Annotated in this window: 22 protein-coding genes; 2 read left to right on the forward strand and 20 right to left on the reverse strand. The window is 25.0% G+C overall.

Annotated elements, in window-relative coordinates; translation table 4 throughout:
* Positions 1-255: 255 nt before the first annotated feature.
* From SPM_RS06595 to SPM_RS01075, 6 genes are all read right to left on the reverse strand, one after another.
* On the reverse strand, positions 256-1,800 hold the full coding sequence (locus tag SPM_RS06595; protein WP_004027766.1) for a hypothetical protein: 1,545 nt from the start codon (positions 1,798-1,800) through the stop codon (positions 256-258).
* 239 nt (positions 1,801-2,039) lie between these two features.
* Positions 2,040-3,521, reverse strand: a complete 1,482-nt coding sequence (locus SPM_RS01060; RefSeq protein WP_196792623.1) for a TIM-barrel domain-containing protein — start codon at positions 3,519-3,521, stop codon at positions 2,040-2,042.
* The gene (locus SPM_RS06710; protein ID WP_204366588.1) at positions 3,439-4,296 is read right to left on the reverse strand and encodes a hypothetical protein; all 858 of its coding nucleotides are present in this window, start codon (positions 4,294-4,296) and stop codon (positions 3,439-3,441) included. Before SPM_RS06710 ends, SPM_RS01060 begins: the two co-directional genes overlap by 83 nt.
* Positions 4,296-6,212 (reverse strand): PTS transporter subunit EIIC, encoded by a 1,917-nt coding sequence (locus SPM_RS01065; RefSeq protein ID WP_004027767.1) that lies wholly within the window; start codon positions 6,210-6,212, stop codon positions 4,296-4,298. The genes SPM_RS06710 and SPM_RS01065 overlap by 1 nt, the downstream gene beginning before the upstream one ends.
* A 69-nt stretch (positions 6,213-6,281) precedes the next feature.
* A complete protein-coding gene (locus tag SPM_RS01070; protein WP_004027768.1) occupies positions 6,282-6,947 on the reverse strand; it encodes a GntR family transcriptional regulator in 666 nt (221 codons plus the stop codon).
* Positions 6,948-7,626: 679 nt separating this feature from the next.
* Positions 7,627-8,466 (reverse strand): MurR/RpiR family transcriptional regulator, encoded by an 840-nt coding sequence (locus SPM_RS01075; protein WP_004027769.1) that lies wholly within the window; start codon positions 8,464-8,466, stop codon positions 7,627-7,629.
* 151 nt (positions 8,467-8,617) lie between these two features.
* On the opposite strand from SPM_RS01075, the gene SPM_RS01080 reads away from it, so the two are divergent.
* The gene (locus SPM_RS01080; RefSeq protein ID WP_004027770.1) at positions 8,618-9,064 is read left to right on the forward strand and encodes a PTS sugar transporter subunit IIA; all 447 of its coding nucleotides are present in this window, start codon (positions 8,618-8,620) and stop codon (positions 9,062-9,064) included.
* A gap of 178 nt (positions 9,065-9,242) precedes the next feature.
* Here the strand turns inward: SPM_RS01080 and SPM_RS01085 are convergent, their stop codons facing one another.
* The 12 genes from SPM_RS01085 to SPM_RS01140 form a co-directional block, all read right to left on the reverse strand.
* Positions 9,243-10,430 (reverse strand): hypothetical protein, encoded by a 1,188-nt coding sequence (locus SPM_RS01085; RefSeq protein ID WP_004027771.1) that lies wholly within the window; start codon positions 10,428-10,430, stop codon positions 9,243-9,245.
* A complete protein-coding gene (locus tag SPM_RS01090; RefSeq protein ID WP_004027772.1) occupies positions 10,431-11,180 on the reverse strand; it encodes a DNA-methyltransferase in 750 nt (249 codons plus the stop codon).
* 162 nt (positions 11,181-11,342) lie between these two features.
* A complete protein-coding gene (locus SPM_RS01095) occupies positions 11,343-11,537 on the reverse strand; it encodes a hypothetical protein (RefSeq protein ID WP_004027773.1) in 195 nt (64 codons plus the stop codon).
* Positions 11,531-13,078, reverse strand: a complete 1,548-nt coding sequence (locus tag SPM_RS01100; protein ID WP_004027774.1) for an SLC5/6 family protein — start codon at positions 13,076-13,078, stop codon at positions 11,531-11,533. The genes SPM_RS01095 and SPM_RS01100 overlap by 7 nt, the downstream gene beginning before the upstream one ends.
* Before the next feature lie 56 nt (positions 13,079-13,134).
* Positions 13,135-14,787, reverse strand: a complete 1,653-nt coding sequence (locus SPM_RS01105) for a hypothetical protein (RefSeq protein WP_004027775.1) — start codon at positions 14,785-14,787, stop codon at positions 13,135-13,137.
* A gap of 140 nt (positions 14,788-14,927) precedes the next feature.
* The gene (locus tag SPM_RS01110) at positions 14,928-15,449 is read right to left on the reverse strand and encodes a methylated-DNA--[protein]-cysteine S-methyltransferase (RefSeq protein WP_004027776.1); all 522 of its coding nucleotides are present in this window, start codon (positions 15,447-15,449) and stop codon (positions 14,928-14,930) included.
* 221 nt (positions 15,450-15,670) lie between these two features.
* Entirely contained in the window at positions 15,671-17,311 is a 1,641-nt protein-coding gene (locus tag SPM_RS01115) for a binary toxin-like calcium binding domain-containing protein (RefSeq protein ID WP_004027777.1), read from the reverse strand.
* Between the two features lie 37 nt (positions 17,312-17,348).
* Positions 17,349-18,134 carry an ADP-ribosyltransferase gene (locus SPM_RS01120; protein WP_004027778.1) on the reverse strand — a complete coding sequence of 262 codons (786 nt, stop codon included), beginning with the start codon at positions 18,132-18,134 and terminating at the stop codon, positions 17,349-17,351.
* Between the two features lie 123 nt (positions 18,135-18,257).
* Positions 18,258-18,623 (reverse strand): PTS transporter subunit EIIB, encoded by a 366-nt coding sequence (locus SPM_RS01125; protein ID WP_004027779.1) that lies wholly within the window; start codon positions 18,621-18,623, stop codon positions 18,258-18,260.
* A gap of 2 nt (positions 18,624-18,625) precedes the next feature.
* The gene (locus tag SPM_RS01130; RefSeq protein WP_004027780.1) at positions 18,626-19,432 is read right to left on the reverse strand and encodes an NAD(+)/NADH kinase; all 807 of its coding nucleotides are present in this window, start codon (positions 19,430-19,432) and stop codon (positions 18,626-18,628) included.
* Between the two features lie 87 nt (positions 19,433-19,519).
* Positions 19,520-19,903, reverse strand: a complete 384-nt coding sequence (locus tag SPM_RS01135; RefSeq protein ID WP_004027781.1) for a hypothetical protein — start codon at positions 19,901-19,903, stop codon at positions 19,520-19,522.
* A gap of 257 nt (positions 19,904-20,160) precedes the next feature.
* Complete coding sequence (locus SPM_RS01140) at positions 20,161-21,129, reverse strand: IS30 family transposase (RefSeq protein WP_004027782.1); 969 nt, start codon at positions 21,127-21,129, stop codon at positions 20,161-20,163.
* Between the two features lie 119 nt (positions 21,130-21,248).
* Here SPM_RS01140 and SPM_RS06635 point away from each other — a divergent pair, with 119 nt between their 5' ends.
* Entirely contained in the window at positions 21,249-21,668 is a 420-nt protein-coding gene (locus SPM_RS06635) for a lipoprotein (protein WP_004027783.1), read from the forward strand.
* 21 nt (positions 21,669-21,689) lie between these two features.
* On the opposite strand, the gene SPM_RS01150 is transcribed toward SPM_RS06635, so the two are convergent.
* Together SPM_RS01150 and SPM_RS01155 are read right to left on the reverse strand one after the other, a co-directional pair.
* Complete coding sequence (locus SPM_RS01150; protein WP_004027784.1) at positions 21,690-23,885, reverse strand: spiroplasma phage ORF1-like family protein; 2,196 nt, start codon at positions 23,883-23,885, stop codon at positions 21,690-21,692.
* Complete coding sequence (locus SPM_RS01155) at positions 23,885-24,154, reverse strand: hypothetical protein (RefSeq protein WP_004027785.1); 270 nt, start codon at positions 24,152-24,154, stop codon at positions 23,885-23,887. Before SPM_RS01155 ends, SPM_RS01150 begins: the two co-directional genes overlap by 1 nt.

Genomic DNA, 24,154 nt, shown 5'->3' on the forward strand with positions numbered 1-24,154 from the left:
TTCAACTCTTTTCCCAAATAAACTATTTAAATTTATTATTATAAACTTAACAGAAAGTTATGATTTCCACTTTATTTACTAACATAATAATTTTTAAAAATATGAATATATGTAGTCTTAACTAAAAAAGACTGAATTTCAGTTTTTTTAGTGTTTGTTACAAAACTAGTTTTAGTTTAAATTATTTTATTCCAATTATCTTCAATATTTATTAAACAACCTTAAATTCAATTATCTGTAAAAATGAATAACGTTTTAAAGTCTTATTCGAACTCTTAATGGATTGTTCTTCAACACTAGGGAAAATAAAAAAACTATAAAGTTCACTCCATCATCATCCATAGAGTATCTTTGGTCAATATCTCTCAAAAATTTTACAGTAAAGGATTTTTCAGTTTTATTAATTAAATTAACTGTAGAAAATAAACTGTATCCATCGAAACTATTTCAAGCAAACTTTTTGTCTTTTGAGTTTAATGTGGTTTGAAAAAAACTAAAAATAGGTTCAAAAATAAATGGAATAGTTTTTCGTTTTCACCTGAAAGGGTCTTCTAACTCTAAAAACCTAGCATTTTTAAGTACCTTATCAAAAATCTCTTGGTTCAACTTAAAAACAAGACGATAATCCTCATAATATGTTTCTAACTTAAAACAATGTCAAAAATCCATTATCATTTTTGTAAACTCATTAAACTGAGAATCAAATGTATTTTTTGCTACTAATATATTAATTGGTTCTATATTTAGAGTAGTCTGATGTTTTTTAAATCGTAAATTTTCAATGCCAAAGTTTCATAGGGTAATATATGTAACCTTCTGAACAAGATAATAATCTTTATACTCTTTTATATGATTTGAAATATATGTTTCTTTATAAAATTTTGAAAAGTTTTCTTGTGTTAATTTAGATGGATGATATCCCTCACCCGCTCATTTCAACACAGATTCATGTTTTTGAAACTGATGACCATCGGAAAAACCAAAACCGTTCTTCAAACGAGCGCCAAGAGACCCATTAAACAAAATATTTTTATTCTTTAAAGCCTCTTTAATAATGTCCGTAATCAAGTCCTCTTTTCAAAAATAACGGTATTGTGGTAGTATAATTTGATAATTTTGTTTTTTAAAAACATGGTTAACAAAATCAGTAAAATACTTCTCAATATTATCTTGTATATTACTTAAGTAATCGAAATTATTAGAGATAATTCCTACATAATCAGTTACATCTGAGGATGGCAATTTTTTAAATCTAATTTCATAAGCAATCTTAAGATTCATTCTAATACCCATTATTTCTTGCGGCGTATCTTCCACTAACTTTGCTATCTTATCAAAATTAATATTATACAAAGTAAATGAAATATTATTCTTGGCTAAAAGCAATGGCATTGAATCAAAATAATAATTTGAATATCGTTCTAGTAAACTTTGGTTCAAATTATCAAACTCTGCTTTAAAACCAACAAGCAACTGATTTAAAAAACGATATTTACTAATTATTTCGCTCGTTAAAATTAACCCATCATTATTTGTAGATTTTAACTTTGCCACTATTTCTTTAAATGATAATATTAAGTCCGGATAATCATTAATATCAATCCTTGCCTTTGTTTCAAATCATCTTGACAAAGTTTGCTTTGCTTTCTTTTTTATTTGATTTAAAATTTCAAGATCTTGATTGCGATCTAATTCATCTTCTTCAAGGTCATGCTTTGTTCGCGTTGTACAACTAACCACCCCAAAGCTACTACCACTGCCTAACACAAACGCACTAAAAAGTGTTAATAACCGTTTCATTTATATGCCGCCTTCCTTTTATAAGCTGTTTTTAATTATACTAAAAAAAAAAAAAAGCACGGGGTATATTTAGCAACTAAATTGTTTAATATAAATATTTTTAAAAATTATTTGTTTTATTGTGTTAACCAATCTTAAATTCAATTATCTGTAAAAAATATTCACCATTATCAAATCCAAAAAACCTATTAATTATATGAACTTTTCATTAATAAATTAATTAAATCGAACAAAATCCATTATTTTATTATATATTTATGATTTGATGAAATATGAAAATTGTTATTTTTATATGTAATAGTAATTAAATCTTGTTGAAGCATAAAACTTACTTTATAATCAGGTTTTAATTTACCATACACATCTAATTCAAAAGTAACTTGCTCTAATTTGTCAAAACAATAACTATCATTTTGAATCAAAGGAATAACAGTGTTTGCTTTGACAAAAATTAATATTTCATCAATTGCACATACAAATTGATAAGAACGTTGTCCTTTAAACTTTTTATTTTTTTGGCCTAATAAAAACCAGTCACCTCTTGGTAAATAAACTTGGCGTTGTTTTGTCTTTGGTGTTAAAATTGGAGCAATTAATAAGTTACTACCAAGATAAAATTGATCATCAATTAGTTCAGCAATATGATCGTCTTCATTTTCTAAAACCATTGCTCGTAAAATTGGTATACCCGTGGTAATTGCTTCTAATTCGCACATTTTAAAATATGGTAATAATTTACGTTTTAATTTTGCATATTTTATCGCATTAGTTAAAACAGCTGGTGAAAAATTTCATGGTTCTCGCGGTCCAATGCCATGAAATCGTGACAAAGGTAATAACATCCCAAGTTGAGTCCAACGCATATATAAATCTTCATTAAAAGGTTCTGCGCTATAAAATCCACCAATATCAATCCCCCATGCCATTTCACCTGCCATTGCTAACGATAGTCCCGCATTTAAATGAATTTTTAATTCCGTAAAATTTGAATAACTATCTCCTGATCATTTACCAGAAAATTGTTGTGTTCCAATGTACCCTGGGCGGCAAAAGACCAATGTTTCGTTTGGCCCAAAGTATTCTTTACTAGCATTATAAGCTGCTTGACAATAAAGAAATGCATAATATTGGCGAAATTGTTCACCAGTTAAACCATTACTAAAGGAAGCATTGGGGGGTACTCCATCACCATAATCTGGTTTCACAAATCGTAATCCTAATTTAAATAACTTTTTAAGCTCACCTTGATATCATTTTGTCGCTTTAGAGCTAGTGAAATCAACGATTCCACAATTTGTTTGATACGTTTCTGTTCCGGTTAATGGGTGGGCATAAGCATCAGAATTAATTGTTTTTACTAAATAACCATTTTGATACGCTGTTTGCCAATTATAATTATCATCAGCTTGCAGATATGGATTAATTCAAAAACACACTGCAATATTTTTTTGTTTTAATTCTGTAAATAAAGTTTTAAAATTACCAAACGCATTTTCATTATATTTAAAATTACAACTTTTTGTATAACGATTTTCTAACCATTTTGGATCTAAGCAAATAATATCTAATGGAAACTGAGCTGTTTCACATTTTTTAATTTCTGCTCATAATTCCGTTTGATTATGATAATACAACCGATTACATCAAATACCATAACTTAAATCTGGAATTGCTGTTGGTTTTCCTGTTAAATCAGTATACTGAATAATTAAATCTTTCATATTTTGTCCTGTAAAAAAGAAATAAATCTAGCAATGGTTCAAAAGATAATAAACTAATTGCATCTGTTACTGGTGAACCAATTTCAAAACTAGTTTGTTCACCAGTATTAACTAATAAACCTCACTTTTTTGTAGAATAAAATAATGGTAAACCATTATAAGCTAAGTCATGGTTAGCAACACAAGAATTATCACTATTTCAAATAGTTGTTTCAATACCATTTTTAACTAATGGTCGAAACTTTTCTCCTAAACCATATATTTTTTCATCGTTCATTAATCAAAATGAAATAAATGGTTGTCAATAATCATCCCTAATAAGCTTTCATCCTAATGGTGGAGTTGAATAATTTTCAAATACTTGGTATCCTTTTCGTGTATTAGTGCTAAATTTAATTTTATTATTAGCATCAAGTAACATTATTTGAAATGGTTCTTTATAAATTATCAATTGTTCCTCGTGTAATAAGTTAATTTTAAAATAAGAACTATTTTCAATTGCAATAAACTGTTTTTTTGTTAAATGTTTTAAGTGTTCAGCGAAACGGTTATTAGGTTTTTTTTGATAATATTGCAAATTAATAATACCATTTTCAAATAATTTTATTTGTAAAGTTGATTTTTGTAAATTACTTAATGTAAGTTCTAAGTACAAACTATCATCTTGATATCAAAAATCACTAATTTTTAATGCAACGGTATAATCATAATTAATATCAAAAATTCGTTGTTTTTGGGGAAAAGAATATCCGAGCAATTTTTTATCTTTAATCACTATAGTTTATGTCCTTCCTCAATTTGATTATCTAAATATTCATCAATCTTTTCCTTATAAATACTTACTTTTGGTCCATAAACAATTTGATAATAATTCCCTTGTTTTATAACACCAAGTGCCTTTGTTTCCTCTTTAAACTTATTAGAAACTTTTTTATCATCTTTTACAACAACACGTAACCTAGTCATACAACAATCAACTTCTTCAATATTTTCTGCTGTTCCTAATAAACTAACAATTTTGTGAATAACTTCATCTGAAATATTTCCTTCTGGAACTTTTTCCGTTAATGAATAACCATCTAATGGAATTTGTTCACCAACTCCAGGAATATTTGGTTTTAGTTTTTTAGTTAACCCATAAAAAAGAATAAAATAAATCGTACAGAAAAGTGCACTTACTAATAAAAATCAACAACCATCTAATCATAAATTAGTTTTAATACTATCTGTAATTAATGTTGTTGGACCTAATACTAGAAAATATTTCATTATAATTTCAATTGCACCAAAAGCATGAATTCGCATTGGAATTAAATCGGCCATTCCAAAGGCTAATCCAGTCATAATCGCATGAACTAAATATAGTAACGGAGCTGTATACATAAAAATAAATTCAATTGGTTCAGTTACTCCTGTCAATAAACAAGCAAGTCCTCCCGAAATATAAATTGACTTGTATTTAATTCGGTTAGTTTTACTAATAGCATACATCATCCCAATTCCAGCACCAATTAATGATCCAGTTGAAGTAATCATTTGCCCAACTTTAAAGCGAACCGGTTCAAAAGCATTCATTGTAATTTGATAAACATTATTAACCCCAACTTGACTATTAATGACATTACTAGCATAATTTGTTCAATGATTTCTAACAACATTTAATGCACTAACCCATGTATATCACATTTGTTCCTGCCCTTCTGATACTAAGCTTTTTGCATCAACTAAATTATTCTCCGTAACATAAGTAAAAAAAGCAACTAATTCTTCTTTCGTAATTTGTTGATTAATAAATAAATTATCAGCATAAGTATTAACACTCATATAATTTAAAACTCCTCCTAATGAAGTATAATTCATTGGAATTGTAATCATATGGTGTAAACCAAATGGTAACAATAGTCGTTCTAAAAAACCATAACCAAAGGGAATAATAAATGGAATCTTATTATTTAGAGCGATATTTTTCCCAATAACATTAATTCCAGTTTGAATTAATGGCCAAAGCAACGATAAACCTAACGCGATTGGTAAAGTAATCACAATAACCATTAATGGAACAAACCTAGGACCATTAAAAAATGCCAAAGCATTTGGTAACCGATTAAAAGCAAAAAATTTATTATAAACCCCAGCCCCAATAAAACCAGTTATAATTCCCCCCAAAGCATCAAAACGTAACGAATATACTCCTTCTTGGTTACTAAAATAATCTTTTTGATTAGTTCATTTTGCCCCTAAAATGTAGTTCATAAACTCCGAACCATCAGGGCCATTCCGTGTAATAAAAAAAGTTGCACCGACACTTAATAAAGTTAAATAAGCAACAGCTCCGGCAAAACAACCACCAGCTTTATTTTTTGCTCATGAACCACCAATTGCAATTGCAAATAATAAACCAATATGCCGAAACGGCATTCAACCAATGGTTTCAATAATTGTTCCAATATGATTTGCTACCTTTGCAATTGCAGTAATTTGGCCAAGTCCTAATGGACCAATAATTTTACCAACAACAATAAATAATCCAGCAACAGGTAGAATAGCAATCATTGTTAAAATTGCTTTTGCAAATTTATTAATTCCAATCTTAAAACGAGAATTTTTTCCTCCTTCAAAAGGCGCTTTTATTTTATTTTTTAATTTCATAAAGTAATTTTCTTTCACTTTTAATTTTTCAGACTTTTGCATTTTTTCACCTCTTTTTTTCATTTTAATTACTCTAAATTTAAAAAAGAACTTGTTATAACAAGTTCTTTTTTAAAAATAATTTTTTCGATAAAATTCAAATTTTTCTGGTTGGTATGTTTCCTTACTACATTCAATTACTTCAGAATATTCAGAAAAAGAAAGTGAATATTTTCTGGGCAGATAAGTTTTAAAATTTAATCTTAAATATTTTTTATCTAATATATTTGGTAATTCTAAGCACAAATAGTTAAAATTATTAATTAATTTAATTTTACGAGATGAAATATATTCTAATAAGCTATCTTCACAAGCTTTATAATTAAGATTTTTTAAAATTGTTTTATTAACTCATATAATAGAATATTTTTTTATTTCATTATCATGATAACGAACTTTAATTAAGGATTGAAAATCTTCTACTAACAATTGATAATTTTCAATAAAGTAATCATCAAGGGGGATATCAACAACATATAGTTTATTATGGTTTTGTTTATTCTTTTCTTTAAAAGAATAAACTTTATTTCAAAAACACTTATTTAAAATAAAATATCCCTTTCCTTGCAGCACATAAACCATATTTTTTGTAATTAGTTTTTTAAAAACATCACGAACTGTGCTTCGACTAACGCGATATTTTTGCATTAGTCTTGCTTCTGAGGGCAATTTTGAATCTGGTTTACCATTAATTACTATTGATTCTAAATAACTTTCTAACTCTTTACTTAATAACATAATTCTCCTTTAACTGCAATATCATTAATTTTAGTTTAATTAGGCTTCTATAATTATCTTGTTAATTTAATAGTTAAATAGTTTTTTATATAAGCATTGTATCAAATAAATTTATTCTATTTAAAAATAATAGTCAGCATTTTTTAAATATATCAAAATAAAATTTTATTATATTTAGATATATTTATTGATTCATTTTTTACTACCAATGCATATTTGGAATATTTATATGATCAAATATAAGCAAATGCAAAAAAAATCAAAAGAACATTAATTACTGTAAAAATTAATAAAATTATAAGTTTTCTCTTATTTATCTCATAAATAAAAAAACTATTATTTAAAATACTTAAATAATTATTATTCCGTTTTTTTTATTATTTTTTTAAATAAAATAAATCCAAATATATTTAGACTTAATATATTATAGAAACTAAACAAATATTTATTTTTTCATAAAAAAATATAAGACGAAAACATTAATATATGTAAACTTGTTCATCATTGCACAAACAAAAATGAAATTACAAAAAATATTATAGCAAGTACTATGATATTAATCTTAGGATCAACAATTGACAAAATAATAAAAAGAGTTGTTGAACATATACTACTACAAAAAAGAAACCAAAAAATTCATTTTAGAATTAATATTTTTTTCATATTATCCTCCTATATTTTACATTATAGTTCCTTTTCTATTTCAATTATCAATTAAAATAACATTTTTTTGTAATTCCTTATAACTTTCTGGATTTTTCTCTATTAACATTGTTATTAAAATATTAGTTATGATTAATTGCGAAACATTGCTAGAAATAGTTGAAAAATAAGTTGAGTCTAAATAAGAATAATATAAAATCTTATAATCTGATTGAAGTAAATTAATATTTTGCTGTTTAGTTGTAATTAAAACCGTTTTTATATTGTTTTTTCTACTTAATTTAAGTAATTCAAGAATTTCACGCGTGCAACCAGATTTTGAAAAAAGAATCATTAAATCATTATCATTAAATAAATTTAAAAATAATAATTGACCATGAAAATCTTGTGATGTATAAGAATTAAATCCTAATTTAATTAAACTATTATTTAATTCAGAACAAATAACAGAAGATGAACCAACACCAAAAATAAAAATGCGCTTAGAAATAAAAATACAATTAATAATATTTTCTAATTCTAATAAATCTAAATTATTAATCGTTTCAAAAACAGAATATAAATTAATGTTTTTAATTTTTTGAATTAAATTAGGTAAATTATCATTATATTGAAAATTAAAACTACTTTTAATCTGTTTAATTTTTTCATAAATAAACATTTTAAACTCTTTAAAATTTCTATATCCTACTTTTTTTGATAATCTAGATATCGTTGATGTTGCTATTCCCAACTTTTTACTAATTATTGTGATTGAATTATTTAAGAAATATTCTGGTTTTTTATTAATTTCAACTGCAATATATTTTTCTAAAGATGTTAAATTATATAAATCCAAAGCAACTATTGGAATCATTTATGTCCTCCTTTATTAAAAATTATAATGCATTAAATTTTCAAAAAATTTGCATTTTAATAAAAAAATTACAAAAATAATTAATTTTATTGTACTTTATAATCTTCTTTTTATAATAGAAATAATAAAAAAATAGAAAGGTTTATAAAAAATGAAAATATTTAATGAAAAATTATTACAATATATTGAAAAACCAATTAGCAAATGAGAACAAGCAATTGAATTAGCATCTGAACTATTAATTACAAATAATTATGTTAAAACTGATTTTCCTACTAAAATTATTGAGATAACAAATGATTTAGGTCCTTATTATGTTGTAGCACCGAAATTAGCACTATTACATATTATGCCTGATTCGACAATTTTAAAAACTGGAATAAGTTTTACATATTTTAAAAATCCAGTTAAATTTCAAAAAGAAGACAAATACCATATTAAATATTGCTTGGCTCTTGCGGCAGAAGATAATTTTTCACATATAGAATTACTTCAATCAATCGCTAAACTATTTGCAAAAAAAGAATTTTTAACTAGCATAAAAAATTGCTCATCAACAATGGAATTAATTAAAATTATCAAACAGTATGATAATTAGAAAATATTAAATTTACTTTCTTCTAACTAAGTTTAAACTTTATATATAAAATTTAATAAAAAAGACTAAAAGTTTTAGTCTTGTATACATGCATTAAATTAAATCTATTTTATTTGCTTTATATTATCAAAGGTATAATTATTTATTTTCCTACTTAATTATACAAAAATAAAGAAAATTAATAATCAATTTTTGAAAAAAATAAATTGTTATTTTGAATTTCAAATTCTATTAATTTAATAGGAGAGCAAATCCCTTCATTTTTTTTATTAAAATCCGTAATTTTCTGAGTTATTTTTTCAAATTTTTCAATTTCTTGTTTAGAATTACTTTTTCGCTTTTGATATACTAATACTGGTGATATATCACATTGTCTATTAGATTTATAATATTGTGCTATTCAATCTATATATCTTTGTATTTGATTAGTTATATAAAAAGGAATTTCATTACATTTTAATTCTATAGGAGATACAACTTTTTGATTATTTTCAATATAATCAATCATTATATCAATTGATTGCATACCCATTCCGCATCCAAACTCATTGCCTATTCATTGAATTTTTGCATTAGGTGGTAGTAAGGAATCATCCAAACTTTTATTATAGTTTTTGCCTATATAATTTATAATATATGATTGTAAATGAATTTCAAAAGCTAAATTATTTTTATATTTTTCTAATAATCTAGGTAAAATATTTAATGGTTCTTTTCTATTTCCTTTATATAAAATTAAATCTTTTTCTAATTCAATTATTTTTTGCATATCTTCGTCAAAGGATAATTGTTTTAAATTACTTAGCATTTGTCTTTCATTTTTATCTCTTATTAATTGATGTAATCTTTCTGCTTCATATAAAGTAATCATAGTGTTTCCACGTTTTCCACGTAATTTTCTATAAATCATACTTCATAACATTTGGTGAGGAGAAAGAATACTTTTAATCTCATCTAATGCTTCTCACTCGGTTACACCAAGTGGATAAACATTATCAGGTTCAATTTCTACACGAAATGTTAAAGATTTATTTAATTCAGTTTTTAAAAACTGATTTTCATCATTATTATCTAAAAATGCTCAATCATTCTTTGCTTTAAAAATACCAAAAAATTTACCCTCTTTTGGTTCGTTTGTATATCTGGTTTTTGTCTGTTGCAAATAAAAAATTATTTTATCATCTTTTCTAATTCTACAAGCATCTGCAGTCATTCCTACTAAAAGTCTTTCAGCAGTAGGCTTTAAACTAGATTCTTTATTATTATTAAAATCAATAACATAATCTTTAGCTCCTGTTCCAGCAAACATATTTTCTAAATGTATTTTAAATGTATTTGAATCTACTATAAAAACATGGGTAGTCATTTATTTTATTCCTTTCAATCTATCTATCATTTTTTTAAAATATATTTTATCTAATTCGCAACCCAAAGGAATTCTTTCAAGATTTAATGATGCTAAAGCAGTTGTACCGCTACCTAAAAAAACATCTAAAACCTTGTCACCTTTATTAGAGTGTTTTTTAATTAAATCTTCAAACAATTTTAACGATTTTTGAGTTGGATGAAATCTACTTTTATTATGTTCAATAGGATATTCATAAATTCCTTTATCATACTCACTATTAAAAGTAGGTTTTCCATCTTTAACAGCAAGAATAGCTATTTCACGAGCATTAGTTAAATAATTTATTTGTGAATTTATTGGTACAGGATTTGTTTTTATTCATTCTATAAAACGTAACTGTTTAAAGCCTGATAGCATTAACATATTTGCTAAGTCCTGCAGTTTTCATAAATCTCAAAAAATTATTACACTACCCCCTTTTTTACATACTCTATAAAATTCATCACACAAACTAATAAAATTAATTCCGTTAGTTTCTTTTTTATCTCAATGACCAAAATCCATAACCACACGAAATCTGTCAGTATAATTGCCTTTTAATGAACCCGTTGTAAAATTTGTTTTTTTTGAAATTTGATATGGAGGATCAGTTAAAATTAAATCAATAAAATTATCTGGTATCTTTTTTAAATATTCAAAACAATCAAGACATTCAATATTTAAATCATCATTTTGTAACGTAATATAATTTTTTTTTTCTTTGTTCACTTTTATTATCTCCTAACTTTTTTTAATTTTTCCAAAATACTTATGATTTTATAGTAAATTATCATATTTATTATATTCTAAAATTTATAAAAATATAACATAAAAATTGGAGAACTCTGTTTTCAACAATAAAATTAATTTATTAAATATTATTTTTTAATTTTACTTTCTTTCATTAGTTTTCTGATCTAAACTTGGTTCTAAATCTTCTTCTAACTTATTTTCTAATGCTAATTTTTGATCAACTTCTAATGTATGCTGACTGCGTTGTCAATCTTTGTAAATAAAAAAACCAAAAGCAACTGCTAATAACGCTGCTAAACCTAATAAAACAACAATGGCAATGGTAACTAACATAGTTTCTGTCCTCCTTTTTCTCGTTTTATGCCATAATAACTATTCAAACTTGCAACTAGGACTGGCACAAAAATACCTAGTACGAAAGCTAATACTGAGATGTATCAAACATTTTTTGTACAACTAATAATAAAATCATAAACTGAAAAGCCAACAATAATAGCTAATATAATTGGAATTAAATAGTACATCATAATTTTATATAACTTATTTAATTTAATTCATGATACTTGGTTATTATAATTAATTACAATATGTAGTTTTTTTGCATATCAAACAAAGAAAATAACTTGTGCTAAGGATACTAAAATTAAATCTAATCCTGCTGCCAATAATTGAAATGAATTAATTACTTGATATGTGCTCTCAAAAACTAGTGATAAACCAACAAGAATAATTGTTAAACAAATCCCACAGATTACTTTTTGATTACTAATTTCATATTGTGTTTCAATAGCATCTACAATAACTTCAACATTACCTACCGTTGTACTTAATCCGGCAATAAATAAAGCTAAAAAGAATAAAACTCCTAAGAAATTTCCAACTCCTACAACAGTATTCTGATTAATAATATGGAAAGTTTCTGGTAAAACATTAAAAACAAAAACCATTGAATCATCACCAAACTTAGTGGTAATTTGTTGTTGAAATAATAAAATATTATTTTTATCAGGAACTAAATTATTAACAATTGCCCCTGATGCACCAAAAATAAAGATTAAATTAGTAATTGATAAAAATAAAATTCCAATTACTAATAAGTAAGCTTTTGAAGCATTATCTTGGTTGTGCGGCCCTACGCCAGCAAAGCGCATCATCATTCCCATTCCTAATGATGTTGTAAAAAAGGCTAAGGAAAAAACACTACATCATGTTTGACTTTGCTTTAATTTTTCTAAATTATTTGTTAAAAATAATGTTGCTAACCCTTGATGACTCCCTGGAACTGTTAAAATATAAATTGCTAAAATTAAAATAATTAAAAATAATAAGGGCATAAAAAACTTATTAACTTTTTCAATTCCCTTAATTCCAAATAATAATACAAGACCAACTAACAAAACAACAAATAAGAATGCCAAGAATACAATTCATTGAAAACCACCATTGTTAGTTACACCAAAACCGCCATGTTGTAAAATCTGATGATTAAAAATATTTCCATCAACATTACTAATCAAGTTAGGACTAAATTCAATTCCAATTGAAATAATAGTATAACCAACTAAAACAGCATAATAAATTGGAATAATAATCATTAAAGTTGATTGAAATCAACCCATAAAGCGACTAAAACGAACACTTTCTTTATCAAAAATGTTAATTACACTTTTACGCCGAAGATTTCCTAAGTTAAATTCAAAAATCAATAACGGTACTCCTACAATTAGTAACGCAAAAATATATATTAAGAAAAAATAAAATCCACCATATTTATTAATATAACCAGGTAATCCTCAAATTACCCCTAATCCGATTGCTGCACCTAATGATGAAACAATAAATCCAAATTTTGTCATTTGTTTTTTACTACTCATTTTTTTCCTCCTTTATTTTAAATAAAAAATGCAATATTGTTGCATTTTTATCATTCCTATTTTTTTTGAGTTCTAATCTTGCGACTAATACCCCAAGCAATGGTAATAATAATACTTGTACAAAAAGCACCAAACATAATAATTAAAACAATTTTAATAATGTTAACTTTTTGATTATAACTTTCAATATCATCATAGCCAAAAATGTTACCCCTATATTTGTCCTTAATTCCTAAACTATTTAGATAACTCTGAAAATATTTTGGCGCAACATTTCGTGCTTCTTTAAGCATTCCATAGTAAGCATCAACAGCATGCCCCATCTCATGATTTAAAGAACAAAAAATATTTGGTGAACTTCACCACCCAATTAGATATTTAGAAATAGTTTTATCCAACAAAGCATCAGCAAATTCCTTTGCAGAAATAATAATATAAGCCGATCTTGCTGAAGTAATGCGTTTTGTCCCCGGCAGTAATTCAAGAAAATAACTTGTATAAGCTGTTGTTTCTCCAGATCTTTTTAGCAATGGAGCATCCGGAGAAAATAGAAACCCAGTTAAAAAATATTTAAAATTATCACCAGTTATTGCATAAGTCATATTAAATAAATTTAAAATTTGATTTTTAAGAAATTCAATAATCTTATCATTTCAATGATAATATTTTTGCATTGCTTGCACACTATCTTTTAAGAAAATGGCACTTCCCTTTTCATAATAATAATTATTTTCATACTCTGTTATCTTTTTTAAATCTTCATCTAACTTATCAAATGATGAATAATATTGTTGTTTACTAGTATTCATAAAATTTTCAAATTTTGTCCGCGATGATTGTGATGCTCTAGTATATGAATCATTCATCATATCTCCTAATCCCTCTGTTAAATCCTGGCCATTATTAATAATGGTATCTCGTAGAATATTTCCATTAAAACTAAAATTGCTAGTTTTAATATCTTTCATTCCACTTGATTGCCACATAATTAAACTTGTTTTAAGAGCATTAAAAGTATAACTACGTTCTCAGAAATTACTATCTTGGGGAATTAATTGTTGTAAACCAAACTCAAAAGGTGGAAAATTATATTTTAAATCAACAGCATCAATCGGTTTTTTTGTTAAATTAGTATTATAACTAAGATTTGATTTTGCAACATACTGGTCAATTTTATCAAGTTGATATTGTAAAGAAGTAATACGTGAACCAAGATTTTCTTTTTGAAGTGGAGTATAAATATCAATAAAAAAATTATTTAAAATCTCTCAACTTTTATTTTTCATTTCATCTGGCATTGTCATTCATTTTGAATATGCTTCGGCAAAAAATTCTTTTCAAGTTGTCATTCCATAAATACTAGTATTAATAATCGATGCCATTAATGACATTTCAAATAATTCTTTAGTATCCATTTTCACATTCCCAATATTAGTTACAACATTATAAATTTTATTTTTATTATTAACAATATTCTTTTCCATCATTTCTACCGTTTTATTTTTATCAATATTAGAAGACTTATAAATAAAATAGCGCAATAAATAACCTGAATAAATAAAATCATCTTCGTCAGGTGATGAAACTGTCGTTGATAATAGTTCTATAATATGTTCTTTTTGGTTAATAAAACTAGAAGTAGGCACAAATGTCATATTAATAGTTCCAAACACTAATAAACTACTTGTTATTGTATGAAACTTTCCCATAATTTTTTCTCCTTTTAATATATTAAAAATTTATTGATGATAAACAATATGTTTGTTAAAAATAAAATTAATTGTAATAAAAATTACTTTTAACAAAGCATAAACTCAAAATAATAAAAATAATTATTAATAAAACCTAATTATCAAATATTTTCTAATTGTAATAATGATGCTTTCATTTCTAATCCACCACGATAGCCACATAAAGCATTATTTTTGCCTAAAACACGATGACACGGAACAAGAATTGTTATGGCATTATTACCAATTGCTGTTCCCACAGCTCGCATTGCTTGCGGATGTCCAATTTTTTGTGCAATATCAGCATAACAAGTTGTTGTTCCATATGGAATTTTAGCAACTTCTGCTCAAACCTTTTTCTGAAACAAAGTACCAGTAAAATCAAACGATAAAGTAAAAAATGTTCGTTTTCCCATTAAATATTCCGTTAATTGCTCCATAACAAGGCTCGTTTTTCCTTCTTGATCAGCAATTAATAAAATATTTGGTCCCTTTTTCATCAACCAAGATTCTAATTCATTAAACCCTTTGTTATTAGAACCAATAAAAGTTACGCCTTGCTCAGAAACAGCAACATATAAATTTCAATTGTTAACCTTTAAATTGTTATAATATCATTTAGTTAACTTTTGTTTGGTCATATTTTAACCTCCTAGTTATTGCTGTTTTTGATTAAAATAAATTTTTTTGTGCTTTAAGGTATTTAAATTATACTATTAATTTATGAAAAACTATTTATAATTAGCAAATTTTTTTCATTTTTTATTTTTTTATTGGTAAATAAAAAAATAAAACTGGGATTCAACTTACATTAAATCCCAATGAAAAGTTAATTATATTAAAATAATGCTCCATTTTTAAATTAACCGAATAGATCAAGTTCATTTATTAATGGGAAAGTTTCACTATGTTTATCTCTATATTGTAAACCTACTTTAAAGTCAGAATTAACATACTGAATATTAATTTTTAATTCATCAAGAAAATGTTCAGGAATATCACTACTATTTTCTTTAATTATTTTTTTAATATAATTTGATACTGCAACTATTCTCTTATCTTTTCTTAGAAAATTTGTAAGTGAAAAAAAGCGAACTTTTTGTTCAATAATTGAACGAATTTCTGTAAAAAATCTATTAACCATAGTGTCTTTGTCATTATTTTCTTTAAAAATAATTTTCATTCCTTGAATTAATCTAATATTAAAAATATTTTTCAAATCATATTTTTTAATTTGTTTTTTTAGTAAAGCTAAAGTTCTTTCATCTAAAATAATATCAATATTACCTTGTAATATAAACTTAGTATTGTTATAAGTTAAAACATCATCATTGACTTTGGCATTATTAAAAGCAATTTGAAATGCTTCACCTAATGTTAATTCTGGTTGCAATTGGTCATCGTAGTTATCTTCTTTCCGAGCAGAAACCCGTCTTTCTTGAATATCACCATTTTCAAAAATTAAGGTTAAACAAGCAGTACGATTATAAATATCAACCATAATATGTTCTCATTTTTGATATTCATTCACCATTGGTAACATATCAGCAGTATATGTTTTATATAACCCTGATGTTTGAATTGTTTGAATCTGTAATGGCACACCAGTTTGCAATGCTTCAACTTGTTCATAATTCAATTTAATTGGTTGTGAATTAAAATCATCAATTGTATTTCAAGCAATTGAATTTTGAACTTTATCAGGAAAAATTGCCCCTGGCAAAATAACATTTGCTGTCGTATTACTTTTTGCAATAATTGTTGCAATTGTATTTGATAATTCACCAATTCCTAACACAAAATTAAGTGTTGGACGAACTTCATAAATTGGCGCTGTTCCCACATTTAAATACTTAACATTTCCATTTAAATATGCCACTTCAGAAGTATTAATTCCTAGTGAATGGGTTCATGTTTGGCCTTGTTCTTCAGATGATGTATTAGAACTAGAATGCTCAGAAGATACCGTACTAGATCATTCATGTGAAATATTAGCACTAACAGAAAGACTCGGAAAAAGGGAAATTTCTGCCGAAACCGATGCCCCAACAGTTGTTGCTTCAGTATTACTACTAGAAGTTGAAACACTAATAGTATTACTTTTTTGTTGTCCAACTGATCTTCCTTCCTCATTTGTAACATTAAAATTATTGGATAAAATCATTTTATTCATCATTACCCCAATTTTAGGATAAGCAGCAACAAGTGGATGATGTGCTTCTGGTAAAACCCCTTGATCAATTTTTCCTAATACTTTTTCAGCATCAGAATAAGGATCCCCTGTTGTATGACTATTGTATGGGTCTGATTTATATTTAATAAATTTTCCTGGTTTGTGTTTTTTATCATCTCAAGGAACAATTAATCCCTTTTCAACCGTATAACCATTGATTTCTCAACAATCAGGAATGCCATCATCATCACTATCTAACGCATGATCACAATCATTATCAAGACAAGAACTTTGTTGTTTAATATTTTTAATCTCTGTGTTTTTTTCCATAATATTTACTCCTCCTTTTCATTCTTTGCTTAATTATTTAAAATTTTTTATCTTCTCGTGCTAAAGAAATCTCCACTTTAATACTTTCTTGACCTGTGGTTTTATCTTTAACAATAAGAAAGTTATGATAGCGAAAGGTATAACCACGATTTAGTAATAATTCATTTTGACCAGGATACTTACTAATTTCATCAACATAAATTGCTTTTGTTCCTTTTGGTAAACTAATTCTTAATAAAATTGGATAACGACCCCCTGAATATGATTTATGCGGGTCTTTTGATAAAGATGTACTTAAAAAACTATGTTGCGTAAATTTTTCGCCAGTATAGTCTTGCCGAATTTGAGCAAATAAATCACGGTTAATTTTATTATTTGCATCACGTAAATTAAGATCATGGTCTGAAAATTGATAACCACTAACGCGACGAAAAACAACTAATTTTTCATTTGTTTTTGCTTTTTGAAATGATTTATCTAATTTTAAAATTTTATCATTAACTTTTTTTAAATCATTTTTTGTAAATTCAAGGTCTGTTGGAACAGCTTCAATATCATGATATATTTTTCCATTTGTTTTACGTAAATATTCATTAATTGCTCCGTAATGACTCCCAGTATATTGTTCTAAATACTCCTTGAATTCCTTTTTTTCATTTTTTGTTAATTTATTTTCTCAATCATTATATAGTTGCCTTCCTCCATTACTTGCTTCTTCATGCCTATCTTTATAGTGGCGTCGATTTTTATTAAATTTTTTATTGAAAGGTTGCTTTAATCGTCCTCACGCTGGTACATAAAAAATAAACTCTTCAAATATCATCACAATTCTTCCTCCACTTTATAATTAAATTATCTCTTAAAAATAACAAAAAAAAGCACTTTAGTGCTTTTAACAAATTATTTGCAGAAAAAAAATAAACGACAATAAAAAATGTAATAATTTTTACGTTGTAATAATTTTATTCATTTCATCTTTTATGGCTAAACTCACATTCCCAAATGGCAAAATAACAGTTTGTAAGACAATACCAATATCTTTTAATTTAAATTTAGTTTTTAACAAAACAAAATCAACTTCATCTAAATCTTTTACTGTTACTCGCAAGCGGGTTAAGGTTGCTTTAACCATTGTGATATTTGTTTTTGTTCCTAAAATACTAATTAAGTCATTAATAGAAAAAGAAAGCATTTGTTTTGGAACAAGAATTTTTTGAAAATTAAAAATCTTTTTACGAAAAATCATCATTAAAATAAATAGCACCATTAAAATCATTGCCACAACAATGATAATAATATATTCAACTCGCATTATTAATCATCTCCTCTGTTATCATTGCAATGTGCAAATAATAACTTCATCTTCGCAATTAGACTTAAATCATTTTCCTCATCATAGCATAAGTTTAATGTTTTTTGACTAATTTTTAATTCAATATCAGAACTTAAAATTTCTGATTCATAAGTATCAATTACTAAACTTTTTCCTTTTAAGTCACCAGTTAACCTTATTATTTGGTCTTGATCTAAAATAATTGAAGCGTTAATTGTGGAAAAAGTTGAATTTGCCACTGGGGCAATTTCTTTTAATTGCCATAGGGTTGAAATATTAGCTGCAATAATTGATCCATTAATTGCTCGCATATAACCAGTTGAACCAGTTTTCGTTGCAAAAACAAGACCACTTCCCCGGAAATGCTCCAATAAATCATTATTAACATAAATGTCAGTGCGAATTGTTTTAACATGATCAACAACTTTTGCTTCATTTAATGCATAGCGAATAAGATTACCATTATATTTAATTTCTAATAATGGCATTTGTCGAATATGAATTTTATTATTAATAACTGCATTAATTGCTTTGGCATAGGTATTTTCATCATAGTTAGCATAAAACCCTAATGAACCAGATTTAATTACAATAAAAGAAACTTTATCAATGATATCTTGAAATTTATTAACTGCTCTTAATAAAGTTCCATCTCCACCAATTATAAAAACATACTGTGGGTTACCAAGATCTTCTTTTAATTGATTTTCTTGTAAAAGTTTACTAATTTTATTAACTAACTGTGTTGATTCTTGATAATCATTTGCAATAATTGCATATTTAAACATTGTTATCGCCACCTTTTCTTTCATTTACTTACATTATACCTTTATTTTAAATTGAAAACTTAATTAAATAAATAATAGTTAGCTTTGCTAACTATTATTATTGCGAATTGTTAATAATTCAATATCAGTAAACTGTAATAAATTAGTTTGATTTAGATGATAATGAATTTTATTATCTGGCCAAAAAATATATTTAAAAGTAAAACTAATATAAGTTAATCCTTGTTTAGTATGAAATTTATTACATACTCCGCGAGGAACAGATTCTAATTTTTTTGTTTTTTTATCATATAAAAAACTTTGTGGTATATAAAATAATAAAATATGTGTTAATGAAACAATTACAATTCCTAATAAAAACATTGGTAATCAAGCAAATGGTCACATATATTTTGCTCCAATAAAGTTTGTATTTCAACCGCCAACATTAAAACCACCATTGTTTCATGGTTCCCCACTATTTGGCCCCACAAATAATTGGTTTGTTTTAAAAATTCAGTCTCAAATTACTGCGATAATAGAAAATAACGTTAATCATAATAACTGTCATTTAAAGGAATTATGTAAAATGAAGTGCAACAAATCTTATTAATTAAATAATAAAACAAAAATTATAAAAAATCAATTATAAATTTTCAAAAATTAAAATATTTATAATTTTTATTTTATTTTAAACACAACTTAACCATACTAAAAAAATAATTTATTAAGTTAAGTAATAAATTTATTTAAAAATTCTGTAAAAATACTTCTTTTGCACTTATTCAATTTAAACAAGGCCTTAATTTATCATTTATAACATTAACTACTCAATTTATTTTTTGTTGACTAACATTATTAAAATCAGTTCCCTTAGGATATCATTCTCTAAGTTCAGAATTCATATATTCAATTAGTGGTTTTTGTTGAGGTTTACCAGGGTCGCAAAAATAAACTTGTGTTTCAGCAAATATTTCTAATTCTCTTCATTTACTAAATTCTTTTCCTCTATCGGTTATTATTCCTTTAATTTTTCCAATTAAATTATTACTTATAACAATATCTTTAAACTTTTCCACAACTTCATTAGCAGTATGATTTTTTAATTTCATTACAAAGTAATTTCTACTTAATTTTTCAACCAAAACCAAACAACTAGATTGATGATTTTTACCAACTACAGTGTCTATTTCAAATCAACCAGCATCAGATTTTTTATTTTCAATATCTCATATTGATTTAAAATTATTTAATTTACCACGATTATCAAATTTTTCTTTTGTTTTATATTTTTTACCACGATGACGTAAATTCTGTTTTAAAAAACCATAAAAACCCAAACAAATTCATTTATACAATGTTTTAACACAAACAGGAAATTTAATACCAAACTTTATAAAATAACGATGAATAAGTTGTGATGGAGAATCACGATAAACATTAAATCTTATATTAATAAAATTTAATTGTTCTTCTGTAAACTTATATCTTTTATTATTCTTTTTTCTTTTTTCATAATACATTTTATCTGACTTATAAGCACTATATTCATCAATAGTTTTAAAACGCTTAATTTCTCGCAAAATAGTACTACGATGTCTGTTCAAATATTTAGCAATTTGTGAAATATTTATTTCACCATTCTTTTTTAAAAATAAATTTGATAATAATAATTCTTCTAATTTAACCTTATCAATAAAACTTAAATGACTATACATAACATTTATATACCTTTCATTAATTTATAAATTTAATATTAAAATTATTTAATAAATTATTGATATATGATAAGATCAATTATAGCATTCAATTAATTTTAATAAAGGAGAAGTAAAATATGAAAAAATGACTTAGCATTTTAGGAGTAATCGGATTAACAGCAATAAGTACAACATCATTAATTAGTTGTGAAAAACCAAATAATAATAAAAACAGGGGGGGTAATAAACCAGAACCTTGAAATCCACAACAACCACCAGAAAATAGTAGTTGAAAGTTAATTGATAGTTCTTTAAATAATATACAAAAAGAATTTGAAAAACATAATGATAAATGATATTTTATTATTTGAAAAAGAGGAAATAGTTCAAATTGAATATGACAATCAATGTTTTTTAAATATGATGAGTCTGCTCCTAGAATGACGGGTGCTTGACTTTCTTTTATAAAATCAATTTATCGTTGAGATAATACAAATAAACCTAAAAAACTAGAATTTAATGAAAGTACTGGTGAAATTACAGATTGAAAAGAATAAAAGGAACTACAAAGTTCCTTTTTAAATTAATCGTACAAATTTCATAAAAATAATTAATAGGAATATATTTGTTATTGTGTTATATAATGCTGGACTAAATTTTCACATCTCAAACGTTTGATTAAAAAAACTATATATTGTTTGAAAAATTTTACCAACACCACTTGCTAACTCATTCACTTGCTTAACACCAGGAATATTATTAACAATTCATATTGCTGCATTTCGAATATGACATGCTAAATTATACCAACTACAACTTTCATATTGTGCTTGTCATCATTGTCCATCAGGAAATAATCCACCATTATTGATCTCTTGTCAGTTATAAATTCCAAAATTAAAATCATAATAACGGTACATATCATTTTCTTTTTGGGCTTGTAATTCAAAAACATTATAACCGATTTTTTGTTCTTCAATTTTCTTATATTTTAAACCATATTTATCTTTTAAAGCACCTTCAAAAATATAACCCTCATTTTGATTAATATTATAATTATTTGAGACTGAAAAATCATAGTTAAATACATTACCGTAATTAGTGTTATAAAATCGATTTTTAAATGCTGAATACAATTTAATATCTAATTGATTATATTTATCAGAAAAATAAAAATAACGCGGATAAATTTTAAAACCATTATTAGCCAATAAACCATATTTTTTATTATATCCTTTCACATAAGTATTATTTTCTAAATCAAAAATTGTTCGTAAATAATCTTTATAAAAATTTTGCGAAACTGTAAACATACTATTTAATAATCTTTCAAATTGACTTTTACTAGTATTATTTTCATCAATTAAAACATCTCTAAAATTAACTAATTTTAAACCAAAAAAGTTAATTAAAACCGTATCATATTGTAAATTATCAATATAACCACTTTCAATAAAATTACTACGATTTTGAAATACAGGCACCAAAGCGTGTGCAAAAAATGCTTTTAAAAACTTATTAATATCAATTTGACCTTTCATCTGTTCAAAAACCTTTTTACCAATATTAGGTGAATTACCCTGATAATAATTATAAGTTTCAGCACTAAAATTAAAGATACTATCTTTTTCTTTCATAAAAGTAAACAAAAAACCTAAATAATCAGTATATCGATAACTATTTGCATTATTACCATCCCAATATTGTTTAAGATGTGTTAATTCTAAACTACCAGCAACAATATTTTTATGTTCATCAATCGTTAAAATCATTCGATAAATTGATTTTCTAGTTAAAATAATACTGGGCTTTCAATCTAATTTTTCCATATTATTAATAATTTCAAAATCAAAAATTATTCTTTGACTACCTAAATTTAGATCATCATAATTAGGGTTGCCACCTTGCTGAACTCGAATATTTTCTTGTACAATTAAATTAATATATTTTAATAAAAAAGAACGAGTATTTTGATATTCATTATCAGTTCAAAAAATAACATCACCAGTACTTTCATTAAATTCTAGTTTTTTAGGTTTATTTGTATTATCTCAACGATAAATTGATTTTATAAAAGAAAGTCAAGCACCCGTCATTCTAGGAGCAGACTCATCATATTTAAAAAACATTGATTGTCATATTCAATTTGAACTATTTCCTCTTTTTCAAATAATAAAATATCATTTATCATTATGCTTTTTTAATTCTTTTTGTATATTATTTAAAGAACTATCAATTAACTTTCAATTTTGATTAACCAAATTAACTAATTGTAAATTATCAACACTTTTTTTTAATTTATTAATAACTTCCACAGTATTAAAATACTTTGCAAAAGAATAAGAAAAATTAGTTAATTCTTTTAAAAATTGTTTTTTATCAACATCATAAAATTTATCAATGTTATATTGTTTAGTATAAGTATTTCAATTTTTATATAAGTCCATAAAATCATTACTAGGTTTATCAAATGAAATTCCCGTTGAATAACTATCCTTTAAAAAATCTAAATATCATTTATCATTATAAGTTAATGATTGTGATGTTTTTAAAGTCGGATTAATAAAATAATTTGTTTCCGACCAATTTTCAAAGAAACTACTGCGTAAAAACATTGTATTAATAAAATCAGTTTCATTCATTCCCGTTGTTTGTTGATTAACAGTATAATTCTGCTGATTTAAGGGTTTAAATGCTGTTAAAGTAATAAAAGGAATAATTAAACCTAAAATACCTAAAATAGATATTGCAAATAAAGATAATGACTTACGCATTATTCTTTACTACCTTTAACTATATCTTTATTAATTTTTTTCTTAATTCATAATATTAAATCAATAATTCCCGCAGCAGTTAAAATTCAAAAAATTATATATCCAATACACATAATTGAAGAAACTGAACCAAATTTACTCAAAAACAATTGAAATTCTTTAATATCAATATAAAGAAAAGGTACGAACATTCCTAAACTAATTACCAAAAAATATAATAATATTTTTCATCATTTTTCTTTTAAAAATTTTAAAATTTTACTTTTCAT

Origin of the sequence: Spiroplasma melliferum KC3, from assembly GCF_000236085.2 — a bacterium.
In the GTDB taxonomy this organism is placed as follows: Bacteria; Bacillota_I; Bacilli_A; order Mycoplasmatales; family Mycoplasmataceae; genus Spiroplasma; species Spiroplasma melliferum.